Origin of the sequence: Paenibacillus sp. SORGH_AS_0306 (assembly GCF_030819345.1) — a bacterium.
Classification (GTDB): Bacteria; Bacillota; Bacilli; order Paenibacillales; family Paenibacillaceae; genus Saccharibacillus; species Saccharibacillus kyungheensis.
Genome location: NZ_JAUTBP010000001.1, coordinates 781,836 through 794,305, shown reverse-complemented (window position 1 = coordinate 794,305; position 12,470 = coordinate 781,836). Strand labels below are relative to the sequence as shown.

Sequence of the window (12,470 nt, the reverse complement as noted above, 5' to 3'; positions counted from 1 at the left end):
ATCAATCAGACAGGAGTGATACAAATGATTATCGTAACGACTGAACATATTCCAGGTTATCGAGTAACTAATGTGCTAGGCTCAACTTTTGGTGTCGTTGTACGTGCACGCGGAATAGGTGGCGATATTATGGCTTCTTTTAAAGGATTAGTCGGTGGTGAAGTCAAGCAATATACTCAAATGATTGAAGATGGTCGCCGTCAGGCTTTAGATCGAATGGTTGAAAGTGCACATACAATGGGTGGTAATGCAGTAGTAATGATGCGATTTGATAGCGGAGATATCGGTAATAGCATGAGCGAAATTGTTGCTTATGGTACAGTTGTTACCATTGAACCGATCACATGAGTTTTTTTAATATGGGTGCTATCTATTTCGTATTACAAATCGCTGGTTTTCTAGCTTTACTTTTAATAAGCTGGTACTTTTTTGATAAGCGATACAAAGGAAAATAACGATCTTCTCAACAACAAAATGATATTCTCAAGCATTCCTATCCTACCCCTGAGGTCTTTGTCGATCCTGCGGATGGCAAAACATATCGAGTCTACTATCATGAACAGACAGGTACACGTTCGTATGTGGAAGAGTATTCTCAATCTTAAAATGATCTTTACTTAGAACACGATAAACCAAAAGAGCAACCTTCCTTAATGACTGGAAGTTGCTCTTTTGGTTTATTCAGTATGCTTTTTTAGCTAATTCTATTTATTTCCTTTAGAAGAATCGAAGCTCACTTCTGGAGTCGTCAACTTATCGTAGAACTCAACCGAATTATCTTTGTCGTCTGAAGCACGAAGTGCCATCGCAGAACGTGGATGTTCATCCAATGATCCTGTGATCATATAAGGAATGATATAACCCCACTCTTCTTTTTCACGCAAAGCAATCATATGCTTGTCGATCATTTCTAAGACTGGACGCAATGTGTACTTGGTATTTTTTAAATGAGTCACTAGCAATTCAGTCGGACAGTTACCTGCCGCGCGACCCATACCGTATACAGAAGCATCTAATAATTCGACACCATGCTCTGCTGCTACAAGCGTATTCGAGAATGCCATTTGCATATTGTTATGGGTATGTACACCCAGACGTTTATTAGGCAAGTTAGTTTTGAATTTATCAACCAAATAAATCATGTCTTTATAATCTAGACTACCATAGCTATCTACGATATAGACAACATCAACAACACTATCGTTGATCAATTCAAAAGCTTCTAGTAGTTCATTTTCCATTACGTTAGACAATGCCATAATATTGATCGTTGTCTCATATCCACGATCATGGAACGTTTGTACCAATTGAAGCGCTTTGTCTACATCTTTGATATAACAAGCTACACGAATCAGGTCTAACATACTTTCTTCACGTGGCAAAATATCTTCTTCCGCAACACGACCGATATCTACAAGCGCAGACAACTTAGTTGTTCCTTTTTGAGGAATAACTGTACGCAAGAAATCGTCATCTAGAAAGCGCCAAGGACCTGCTGCTTCTGCACCTTTAAGTAATTTTGGAGAGTTTTTGTAACCGATCTCCATGTATTCTATACCTGCTTCGTTCAAACTTTTATACAAATCTTGTACAAATTCTACGCTGAAATCCCAGTTGTTCACTAGACCTCCATCACGAATCGTACAGTCTACAATTTTGCTTGGATTAAGTTTCATTGTTAATCTCCTTTCAGCCGTTTCATTCTCTCCATGATACTGTAAGCATCCTTTAAAAGTAAAGAATTTTCTAACACGCTTTAAAGCTTCACATGAATAAATTCATGAAATATTCAATCTTTTTTCTCCCAACCTTTCAGTTCTTCAGCATCCACAGACTTGGCACCATACCGAATCTGATTGTACCAGTGTATCAATATCGAGATACGTTGTTCCGAATAGGTTGACGATTCCTTTGGATTTAAATCAATCATTTTGCGTCCAAGTGTATTCGGTGTATCGCCCTTATGCTGATCTAGACCACGCTTTATTCCTCGCTGAATCAATCGTTCATAATGATAACGCACACGTTCAGCAGGATCATCCGGCATTTTCTTTTTAAAATTCATTCCTATAGATACAGATGTGGGACGAATCTTTTCGGTTTGATCGATATATCCTGAAGATGGCTCTTGTATAGGTACTACAATATCACTTTCGATCCCTAGAATACGTAATAACCAGCGCCAGAGTGGTGGACCATATTTGCGAAGTAGACGGTATAGAAACAGCCCTACACCTATTACAAAAGCAGCTAGAGCAGCAATCATAATGATCTGAGCGATTCGCTCAATCCACTCCGGATTCAAAATAGAAGGGCTTTGCTTTGGTAAATCCATTGGTGGTAGCAATGGGGGCGGTGTCATAGGTTCAATCATTTGATTAGGCACAGTAGGTTCATTATTTTGGAAAAGAGACAGTATTTTCTGCCACAACCAGCTCAATATCACCGACAATTGTGTACTACCGCCGATAATCGCAATCAATCCAATCAGAATCCATGTCCAACGCCGACTCCGACGAATAACCAATTGAAGAGCAGCTAGAGGAAATCCATCTTCCCAGACAGAATAGCTTATCTGACGGGAACCACACCGCATAAGAATCGCAAATAAATGAATCATACCTGCTACATAAATTGAAAAATGAGTAGATGACAGATCACCTTCTGAACCTGTAATCACATAGAAAATCCATGCTACAATCAGTAAAACCAATTGCAATGTTAACGGAAATAGTTGATCCCAATCACCCATTACTAGCATATTACCGCGAAATAATCCAACAACTAACATACATATACTGGCTATCCAGATCGATGATAAGCCCACCTGTTGTGTCATTGTCCAAAGTATAATAGATCCTACAACTATCCATACTATAGACCAACTGATGATTTTCCATTTTCCAGAAGAAGGTCTACTGGCGATACGTAATGTAATTCCCAGACCACCTGCACATAATAGCCACAATGCCCATAGTACAGGCTGATCTGTATGAAATAGATACGCATCTAACAGAACTATAATCGGATAACAGGCGGCGACTTCTGCCAGCATATAGGCAAGCGGTTGCCAGTGACTAAAGATTGAATAGCTTGTTATCGTTGAACGACTTTTGGTTGTCATACGCTCACCTTCTTACGAGGTTGGTGATCTTGCATAGTCTGATAGTGGTTAGATTTCTTCAACTGCTCTATACCAGGCACATGCAAAATGCTCACAGTAGAGCCAGACTGTTCTAATGTCGTGATAGCTTGCTTGATCGGTTCCGATACATGCGGAGTAACGATCAAAATATCCATGTTATTACTCTGTCCATGTTGCGGAACAAAAGATTGTAAAAATTCATGAAAAGGCAATCTACTTTTTAATTGAACTTCTGCCATACATTGTAGTAATGCTGATAATTGTTCACTTCCGTAAGCGGGTAAAATGCGAGCATCTTGTTCATCTTCTGTTGCAATAATCGCATTATGTCCAAATCCTGCTTTCATCCCTTTACCGATTAGATCTGCTGCGATCGTTGCACAATAACTAAGACCACACTCTGCTACTATCGGTTCGGTGACCACTCTCCACATCTGTTCACTAATTTCAATATTCAGAAGAATCATTACGTCTGGATCAGCACTATATCCCTGACGATACACTTGTAATTGACCTGTGCGTGCTGTCGCTTTCCAGTGAATCTGATTCATCGGATCACCCGAGCCGTATTCTCGCACTCCTGTAATCAAAAAAGGATCTTCATTCGTCCAGCGTCTAACTTCTACTTCACCTTGCCAGCTTCGATATGCTTCTGGCATCTCATCTATCGCTGTATATGCCGGATAGACAGTCATCGTAGATTCAATCCGAAGCGGACGATTCGCACGCGTCAATCCAAATACATCCCCTGCACTCATCAAAGCGCTATCCATATGGAAAACACCACGTTGTCGACAAGTAATCTGATGCCTGCGAGTAATACGTGTAAGCGCAGACAAACTAAATAGACTGGTATGATTCTGATACAGTGTGCCTTCGCTGATCGCTGTCTCTGCTTGATGACCGAATTGAAAGCCTGCTGGTAAAATAGACTCTAATCGTAGCCAGGGTACAGGAATACGGCGCTTATTTTGAATAATCTCGATCATTTCAATATCTTCGCCCACATGACAGTAAGTTCGGGACAATTTGCGCTCATAATCGATCTGTCGAAGAGATCGTCTGCCTAACACTAGAGCTTGAAGTAAAACAACGACTCCAGCAATCAGAAGTAGCCAGAAAAACTCCATTTACTTCACTCTACTTTCCAGATTGGCTTCAGTAGGAACCTGTTCAGTATCGAGAATAGATTGGATCAATAGATGAGCTTTATGTTTATCATTGTGATGTCGATTTTTAAATACCAACCGATGGGCTAATACCGGAGATGCCATCGTCTGAATATCATCGGGTAATACATAATCTCTCCCTTGAATAGCTGCATACGCTTGAGCAGCTCGTAGTAAGGCTTGTGTGGCTCGCGGGCTTGCACCTAGAGCAATCTCTTCGTGTCCACGTGTAGCTTCTGCAAGACGAACAATATAGCCTAATAGATCCTCATGAATAGTAACTGCCTGACATAGCTGTCTTGCTTCAATAATTTGTTCACGAGTTACTTGTTCAAAAACAGAACTTGAATTAGAATCTGTAGTTGTTTCTTTACTTGCTTGTGAAGGTAACGATGTTCTGCGTAAAATCTCAATTCCTTCTTCTGAGGAAGGATAACCCATCGACATTTTTAACATAAATCGATCCATCTGAGCTTCCGGTAATGGAAAAGTTCCCTGATTATCTACAGGATTTTGCGTAGCGATCACCATAAATGGATTGTCTAATTTCATCGTCTCTCCATCTACACTGATCTGCTGTTCTTCCATACATTCCAGCAGACTGGATTGAGTACGTGGGGTTGCACGATTGATCTCATCTGCAAGTACGATATTAGCAAATAAAGGCCCTGCTCGAAATGTGAATTCGCTTTCTTTTTGATTGAAAAAATGAATTCCAGTAAGGTCAGAAGGTAATAAATCCGGTGTAAATTGGATGCGCTGAAAATGACAACTCATCGCTGCTGCTAACGTTTTGGCAAGCATGGTCTTACCGGTACCCGGCACATCTTCCATTAATACATGTCCAGAAGCAAATAAAGCTGTTAGTAGTAGTTGAATCTCATGATCTTTACCTACGATAACTTGTCCTACTTGTTGCTGAAGGCGATCAGCTAGTGTCTTAACTGTATATGTATCCATTATTTAGATCTTCCTTTCTGTACCTATCTAGTTTTATCATACAGTGATTTGGATGAAATGCAAAAAAGGAGAAGCATAATATAGAGCTTCTCCTTTTTTATATATTCAATTGTTCGTAATGTATAAGCTTACTTGTGTTGAAGACGAGAGCGACGTAGACTCATAACAGCAAGGCGTCTTTTCAGATCACGTTCCCATTTCTCATCATTGATTTTTTTGGCTACAGCGAGCAGGTCTAGACCCATATCGATCTGACTTTGCACCATGGTCATTGGATCATCTTCTTCCATATTCACGCAATTCTCGAACATGGTTGCTTCATCTTCCATCACATAATCCTGAAAATCAATCTCAGGTGTGCCATCGCCATGCGCATACTCAGCCAAAATCTCATACTCACTTTCTACTTTGTAGTGAACTTCAACCCGTTCACATACAGGACATACGAGTAGGGGAACATTATGAACCTGGGTTCGAAAATGTTTTAAAGTCCCTTTCGTACCTATCATACTGCCGCCGCCACAGCAAAAGCTCATGTTGCTCACCCTCCATACATTATTCTATGATTTTCAACCTTACCCCAATATCATCAAAATAATTGATTGTGAATGATTATTAACCAGCTTGTGTCCATTCTACACTTTTTTGGGAGAAGACAAAACCCCCCCATTCGTAGAATATACGAATGAAGGGGCAAAATAGATTACTTTTTCTTATATTAAGAAGTAACTAATGTTTTTTGTCCTGGTTTCCAGTTCATTGGGCACAATCCACCAGATTGTAGAGCTTGCAATACGCGAAGAGTTTCTTCTACGCTACGACCTACATCGTTGTGGTTAACCACTTCATATTTCAATTCGCCTTCTGGATCGATGATGAATAGACCGCGAAGAGCTACGCCTTCTTCTTCGATCAATACGCCATAATCAGAAGCAACTTTTTTCGTAATATCGGAAGCCAATGGGAAGTTCAATTGACCTAGACCATTGTTTTCTGGAGCAGTGTTAATCCAAGCTTTGTGACTGTGAATAGAGTCAGTACTTACACCAACAATTTCAGTATCCAATGCTTTGAATTCTTCAGCTGCATCACTAAGTGCAGTAATTTCTGTAGGGCATACAAAAGTGAAATCTAGTGGATAGAAGAAAAATACCAACCATTTACCTTTGTAATCGGACAATTGAACGCGTCCAAAATCTTTACCGTCACCAGAAACGGTCTCCATGTTAAAATCTGGTGCTTGTTTACCTACCAAACGATCTGCCATAATCCAGTATTCCTCCTTTTATATAAGAAAAGTTAATAAACACTTTTCTTTCCTATCTGTATGATAACTCTAAACGCTATGACAAGAATGTTATCATCGACCCAAATCAAAGTCAAGATTAGAAGAGATACTTTATTATAATAATTCTAAATAAGGATTTTTCAGTACAATTTAATGTCTGCTGGCTCTAGCAAAGAGAGCTAATGTCACATTTTGATCACATATACAAACGATAAACGATCTCCAAAATGTGAAATGAATGGATTATGCTTTTTGCATCGCTGCTACGATCAAATCACCCATTTGTGAAGTCGATAATGCCTGACTCTTATCTATAGCAATATCAGCTGTACGGTGACCTTCATCTAATACTTTAGCAACAGCGGCTTCAATCGCATCGGCTGCGTCTGCATAATTGAATGTTAGACGGAACATTAACGCTACCGACAAAATAGTTGCTATTGGATTTGCCAATCCTTGTCCTGCAATATCAGGAGCTGAACCGTGTACTGGCTCATACAATCCGAAGCTTCCTGCATCGGTACTGTCTCCCATAGAAGCAGATGCTAACATCCCGATCGATCCTGTTAACATCGCTGCTTCATCACTAAGAATATCGCCAAACATATTTTCAGTAACGATCACATCAAAGCTAGATGGACGACGAAGCAATTGCATCGCACAGTTATCCACCAATACATGCTCTAGTTCTACATCTGGATAATCAGGAGCGATCCGATTTACCGTTTCACGCCATAGACGAGACGTTTCCAGTACATTCGCTTTATCTACAGAAGCTAATTTTTTACGACGCTTTTGAGCAATTTCAAAAGCTTGACGAGTAATGCGCTCGATCTCAGTCACATTGTATACACAAGTATCTACCGCTTCTTCCCCATGTTCACCTTGTCTTCTTAATTTTTCACCGAAATAAATACCGCCTGTTAATTCACGTACTACCATTAAGTCTGTACCTTCTAATACTTCTGGCTTCAATGTAGATGCTTCTTTCAAGCAATCGAATACAACTGCTGGACGCAAGTTAGAAAATAACCCTAATGCTTTGCGAATCCCAAGTAGACCTGTTTCTGGACGTAATTCTTTAGAGTTGTTATCCCATTTCGGGCCACCTACAGCTCCAAGCAATACAGCATCTGCGCTTTTACAGACATCTAACGTTTCTTGAGGAAGCGGTGTTCCTTTTTCGTCTATAGCAATTCCGCCAAATAGCGCATGTTCCGTTTCAAAAGAATAACCGTATAATTCTTCTGCTTTTTTCAATACTTTTTCTGCTTCTGCTACAACTTCTGGTCCGATACCGTCACCAGCAATTACTGCAATTTTTTTTACGTCTGTCATATTAGAAGTCTCCTTTTATGTTAAGTTCGTTCATTTCACCTATACACAGTTTTATCATACATGTCAGGTCTTAGCCAAGATATACAAACTATGACCTTCATAGGCAAATCCTATAAGCTTCTTTTCATAAATAAGATTGAGCAATTGTAATTGTATTTTGTATAGAATAGAAATGGTTTTTTGCTTAAAATAATATGTTATTTCAAGCTATAACTTTTCTCATTCCCACTTCCGTATTCTTATATGTTATAGCAACATAGGAGTTTGTGCCAAATTATGGATAAAGAAATTTGCTGTTCACAGGTACAAGGTCTAAAATAGTTACGGAGTGCTGTTCAACACGACATTCAATATTTTAAAAACAGAGGAGTGCATATTATGGATTATTCATATCTTGGTAAGTCAGGGTTAAAGGTCAGCCGTATTTGTCTGGGCACCATGAATTTTGGACCTGTTACAGATGAGAAAGAATCATTCCGAATTATGGACGCTGCTCTTGATGCAGGCATCAACTTTTTTGATACTGCGAATGTATACGGATTTAAAGTAGGTGTTGGAACAACTGAAGAGATTATCGGACGTTGGTTCAAACAAGGTGGTAACCGTCGTGAAAAAGTTGTGCTCGCAACTAAAGTATATGGAACGATGCATAAAGATTTGGATGGCCCAAATAGCGATGGTGGATTATCTGCTTACAAAATTCGTCGTCACCTTGAAGGTTCTCTCAAACGCTTACAAACAGATCATGTGGAATTGTATCAAATGCACCATATTGATACGAATGTAAGTTGGGATGAATTATGGGGTGCATTTGAAGTCGCTGTTCAACAAGGTAAAATCGGTTATGTCGGTTCAAGTAACTTTGCTGCATGGCATATCGCTATCGCTCAAAAAGCGGCTGAAAACCGTAATTTCTTAGGTTTGATTTCAGAACAGCACAAATATAGCTTATTGTGTCGTCAACCTGAATTGGAAGTTCTTCCGGCTGCTCATGCGCTTGGATTGGGTGTTATTCCGTGGAGTCCACTTGATGGTGGATTGCTTGGACGTAATGCACTCAAAAAAATCGAAGGTTCACGCAGTGGTGGCGATGCCAATCGAGTAGATCAACATAAAGAACAGCTAGAACAATATGCTGAATTGTGTAATGAACTCGGTGAACCTCAAGATGTGGTTGCTCTGGCATGGGTACTTGCTAATCCAGCTGTTACTGCTCCAATTATTGGACCACGTACAGCAGAACAATTTGAAAGCTCTTTACGTATTATCGATGTGAAGCTAGATGAAGCTACAATGACTCGTCTAGATGAAATATTCCCAGGTCCAGGTGGAGCCGCTCCTAAAGCTTACGCTTGGTAAACGATACGCTGTCTTCTATAAGTATTTTATTTTTTATACATGAATAAGCATTAGAAAAAGCTCTTCTACTTGTCTGCAAAGACAAAAGAAGAGCTTTTTTTATTGTTGCTAGCTACTTGCTAGATTGTGGCTAATTATTTGCTGTAGTATTGCTAGTTTATTGCTATCTAGTCATTTGCTAGTATCACTTTACTATTTTTTAACGCTCATATAATTAAAGAGTTTCTACCAGAATACCTAACGGTGTAGAAGAAGCACCTGCAATCATCAAAGCAAACGTATATTTACTATTTCCGGGTGGCGCATTAAGTGTATAGACAGGACATGCTTGTGTGTTGGTACGCATTAATGGAACACCATACGTCTGTCCATCTTTGCGAACAGCTCCACCATAACTACCACCACGTGGATTCAGTGAAATTTTGATCGTACGTGTTTGTGAAGATGGGTTATTAACCGGAACAGTAACATTGTAGACTGCTCCAAATTGAGCACGATTATCTAGAGAACTCGGTAGTTCACTATTGGCTGCTGTAAATAATTGATCGGCTGGTAATGATCCATCTTTTTTCGTTTTTGCAGCTGTTGGATAAATGACACGAGCGGATCCTACCGTATAGACAGGTGTGATTGCATTGGTCTCAGAAAAGTTCCAACTACCACGTGGATGAGCCTGTGGTGCAGGTGGCAACGGTGCTGATTTGATCAAAGTAAGATCATATGCAGTATCACGTGAAGCAACTGTACGCACTTCATAACTGATCTGTCCGCTATCTGTACTTTCTACTGTAAAGTCATACATAAATCCAAGCAATTTACCCGGCGGTACAATAAAGCTCTCGATCAAGCCAGATTGTAACTGTTTGATCAATGGATTCTCAGCGGTACGTTGATCGGCTGTTCCTCCTAATGTAGCTCTGGAAATACAAGTACCAATATCGTTAATCCAGTTCACATCATCTCCACCGACCCGGTATTCACGAGTAACCGATGTAATGCGAAGAGCACCATGATTAGCTTTATTTTCAAGTGTAATTCCGACTTTCACTGGATCTTTAAGCACGTTATAATGCCATGCAAAAATGCGGTGTTGTACCGTTTTGTTATTAGTCTGCACTACATCATGCCATAATGTACCATGACGTACAGGGAAATTCGCTTCATTCAACGTTTCTGGATTATCACTTACCATTAAGCGCCGGGTACCGCTTTTGGTAGCTGAAGCGATATCGTACTGAACAATTCCGGTAGTGTCTACTACTTCGATAGGTAAGTCTTTACCTTGACAGGTCATACTGTATTCCTCCTCTGATTTGATATTATTTTGATCTAGACGACAGACTACACTTCTACTTCTACTTCTACTTCTACTTCTACTTCTACTAAATAAATAACCACACTGTCATTTACAACAGTGTGGTTAAAAGGTCTTACATTATATAAAGTAAAAAATCACGAGGTATTTACAACCTACATTATTATTTTTTTGAAAAACTTTTTAGATCATCGAAATATTGTCACGTCTACCATACGTTTTACGCTTTTCAACCAGACGATTTAATGAGTCAACATACGCACGAGCACTCGCTTCTAGAATATCTGTACTTACCCCGCGACCTTGCGCTGTAATACCATCTTGCGTTAGAGCGACATGTACTTCACCCAGTGCATCTTTACCCTGCGTTACCCCTTTAATCGAGTAATCCGCTAGTTTTACTTCTTCTTGTGAAGCTTTGTCGATTGCATTGTAGATAGAGTCCACAGAACCGTTACCGCTAGATTCTTCTTCACGTACTTCTCCATCCGCAGTCGATAAACGAATCTTCGCTGTAGGTGCTCCTTCACTATCAAAGGAAACAAATAACGAATCCAATTGGAACAACTCGGGTGCATCCGCAAGACGCTCTTCTAACAAAGCAAACAAATCATCATCCGAGATTTCTTTTTTCTTATCAGCCAAAATTTTAAATTTAGCAAAAGCTTCATTCAATGCTTCTTCTGTCAGGTCATACCCTAATTCGATCAAATGCTCACGGAACGCATGACGACCCGAGTGTTTACCCATTACTAATTTGGTTGCTTTAAATCCAATCGTTTCTGGACTCATGATTTCGTAAGTCGTTTTCTCTTTCAGCATACCATCTTGGTGAATACCGGATTCATGAGCAAATGCATTAGCTCCAACAATCGCTTTGTTACCCGGGACGACCATACCTGTCAATTTGCTGACAAGACGGCTAGTACGAGCAATTTCAGAAAGAGTCAGACTGGTTTTGGCACCAAAGAAATCTTGACGCGTTTCCAATGCCATCGCTACTTCTTCCAACGCTGTATTCCCTGCACGTTCCCCGATTCCATTAATTGTACCTTCGATCTGATCTGCACCGTTCAAAATTGCAGCCAACGCATTCGCTGTTGCCATACCTAGATCATCATGACAGTGAGCGCTCAATTGTACTTTTTCAATATTAGGTACATTTTCTTTTAAGTGTTTGAAAATGTTACCGTACTCATAAGGTGTCAAAAAGCCGACTGTATCTGGAATATTTACCACATAAGCGCCTTCTTCAACAGCCATAGTAACCATTTCTACCATAAAGTCGTATTCAGTACGTCCTGCATCTTCTAATGAAAATTCAACTTTGTCAAAATACTGACGTGCATAACGAATCGCTGAACGTGCTGTATCTTTCACCTGTTCTTTTTCCATCCGAAGCTTATGTTGACGGTGAATCGGTGAAGTCGCCAAGAACAGATGTAGGCACGGATCTTGCGCACCTTTCAGTGCCTCGCGTACCGCATCGATATCTTGTTCTCTAGCTCGCGCCAGACCGATAATACTTGCATTTTTGACTGCGCGTGCTACAGCGTTAACCGCTGCCAAATCTCCAGGTGATGCTGCCGGGAATCCAGCTTCTATCCGATCGACACCCAATTTTTCGAGTTGATAAGCAATCTCTACTTTCTCGCGAGTATTCAAGTTCACTCCCGGCGATTGTTCTCCATCTCTCAATGTGGTATCAAAAATATAAATTTTTGCGCATCATCGCACCTCCTTGTTTTTTTGAAAAAAATACCGATATGCAGTAAGGCTGATATATTCCTATTCCTTACTACATACCGGTCTTAACGATACTTGGGTTCACTTCATAATGCTTGTACTGCCCAGAGATAGCAGAAAATTTAATATCCAACTATCTTTGCTTATTTC

At 40.0% G+C, this 12,470-nt stretch carries 11 protein-coding genes; 2 read left to right on the top strand and 9 right to left on the bottom strand.

Annotation, left to right across the window (positions count from 1 at the left end):
• The first annotated feature begins 24 nt into the window (after nt 1–24).
• A complete protein-coding gene (locus QE450_RS03395; protein ID WP_301261553.1) occupies nt 25–348 on the top strand; it encodes a YbjQ family protein in 324 nt (107 codons plus the stop codon).
• Between the two features lie 356 nt (nt 349–704).
• On the opposite strand, the gene QE450_RS03390 is transcribed toward QE450_RS03395, so the two are convergent.
• From QE450_RS03390 to leuB, 7 genes are all read right to left on the bottom strand, one after another.
• Nucleotides 705–1,676: an aldolase catalytic domain-containing protein gene (locus QE450_RS03390; RefSeq protein ID WP_273615425.1), complete on the bottom strand. Its 972-nt coding sequence runs from the start codon at nt 1,674–1,676 to the stop codon at nt 705–707.
• Between the two features lie 113 nt (nt 1,677–1,789).
• A complete protein-coding gene (locus QE450_RS03385) occupies nt 1,790–3,124 on the bottom strand; it encodes a DUF4129 domain-containing protein (RefSeq protein WP_307296954.1) in 1,335 nt (444 codons plus the stop codon).
• On the bottom strand, nt 3,121–4,275 hold the full coding sequence (locus tag QE450_RS03380) for a DUF58 domain-containing protein (RefSeq protein ID WP_307296951.1): 1,155 nt from the start codon (nt 4,273–4,275) through the stop codon (nt 3,121–3,123). Before QE450_RS03380 ends, QE450_RS03385 begins: the two co-directional genes overlap by 4 nt.
• Nucleotides 4,276–5,274 carry an AAA family ATPase gene (locus tag QE450_RS03375; RefSeq protein WP_307296946.1) on the bottom strand — a complete coding sequence of 333 codons (999 nt, stop codon included), beginning with the start codon at nt 5,272–5,274 and terminating at the stop codon, nt 4,276–4,278.
• A 128-nt stretch (nt 5,275–5,402) separates the two neighbouring features.
• Nucleotides 5,403–5,810 (bottom strand): hypothetical protein, encoded by a 408-nt coding sequence (locus tag QE450_RS03370; protein WP_307296944.1) that lies wholly within the window; start codon nt 5,808–5,810, stop codon nt 5,403–5,405.
• Nucleotides 5,811–5,992: 182 nt separating this feature from the next.
• On the bottom strand, nt 5,993–6,541 hold the full coding sequence (locus QE450_RS03365; protein WP_273615421.1) for a peroxiredoxin: 549 nt from the start codon (nt 6,539–6,541) through the stop codon (nt 5,993–5,995).
• Nucleotides 6,542–6,805: 264 nt separating this feature from the next.
• On the bottom strand, nt 6,806–7,900 hold the full coding sequence (gene leuB / locus QE450_RS03360; protein ID WP_307296939.1) for a 3-isopropylmalate dehydrogenase: 1,095 nt from the start codon (nt 7,898–7,900) through the stop codon (nt 6,806–6,808).
• Nucleotides 7,901–8,278: 378 nt separating this feature from the next.
• Between leuB and QE450_RS03355 the strand changes: the two genes are divergently transcribed.
• A complete protein-coding gene (locus tag QE450_RS03355; RefSeq protein ID WP_204825093.1) occupies nt 8,279–9,259 on the top strand; it encodes an aldo/keto reductase in 981 nt (326 codons plus the stop codon).
• A 214-nt stretch (nt 9,260–9,473) separates the two neighbouring features.
• Here QE450_RS03355 and QE450_RS03350 read toward each other — a convergent pair whose 3' ends face one another.
• Nucleotides 9,474–10,553, bottom strand: a complete 1,080-nt coding sequence (locus tag QE450_RS03350) for a hypothetical protein (protein WP_307296937.1) — start codon at nt 10,551–10,553, stop codon at nt 9,474–9,476.
• Nucleotides 10,554–10,757: 204 nt separating this feature from the next.
• Complete coding sequence (locus tag QE450_RS03345; RefSeq protein WP_307302574.1) at nt 10,758–12,293, bottom strand: 2-isopropylmalate synthase; 1,536 nt, start codon at nt 12,291–12,293, stop codon at nt 10,758–10,760.
• Nucleotides 12,294–12,470 lie beyond the last annotated feature (177 nt).

Bases quoted from the DNA above. Each gene is read 5' to 3' on its own strand.
- QE450_RS03365 (WP_273615421.1), bottom strand. From the start codon at position 6,541: ATGGCAGATCGTTTGGTAGGTAAACAAGCACCAGATTTTAACATGGAG.
- QE450_RS03375 (WP_307296946.1), bottom strand. From the start codon at position 5,274: ATGGATACATATACAGTTAAGACACTAGCTGATCGCCTTCAGCAACAA.
- QE450_RS03350 (WP_307296937.1), bottom strand. From the start codon at position 10,553: ATGACCTGTCAAGGTAAAGACTTACCTATCGAAGTAGTAGACACTACC.
- QE450_RS03355 (WP_204825093.1), top strand. From the start codon at position 8,279: ATGGATTATTCATATCTTGGTAAGTCAGGGTTAAAGGTCAGCCGTATT.
- QE450_RS03390 (WP_273615425.1), bottom strand. From the start codon at position 1,676: ATGAAACTTAATCCAAGCAAAATTGTAGACTGTACGATTCGTGATGGA.
- QE450_RS03370 (WP_307296944.1), bottom strand. From the start codon at position 5,810: ATGAGCTTTTGCTGTGGCGGCGGCAGTATGATAGGTACGAAAGGGACT.
- QE450_RS03385 (WP_307296954.1), bottom strand. From the start codon at position 3,124: ATGACAACCAAAAGTCGTTCAACGATAACAAGCTATTCAATCTTTAGT.
- leuB (WP_307296939.1), bottom strand. From the start codon at position 7,900: ATGACAGACGTAAAAAAAATTGCAGTAATTGCTGGTGACGGTATCGGA.
- QE450_RS03380 (WP_307296951.1), bottom strand. From the start codon at position 4,275: ATGGAGTTTTTCTGGCTACTTCTGATTGCTGGAGTCGTTGTTTTACTT.
- QE450_RS03395 (WP_301261553.1), top strand. From the start codon at position 25: ATGATTATCGTAACGACTGAACATATTCCAGGTTATCGAGTAACTAAT.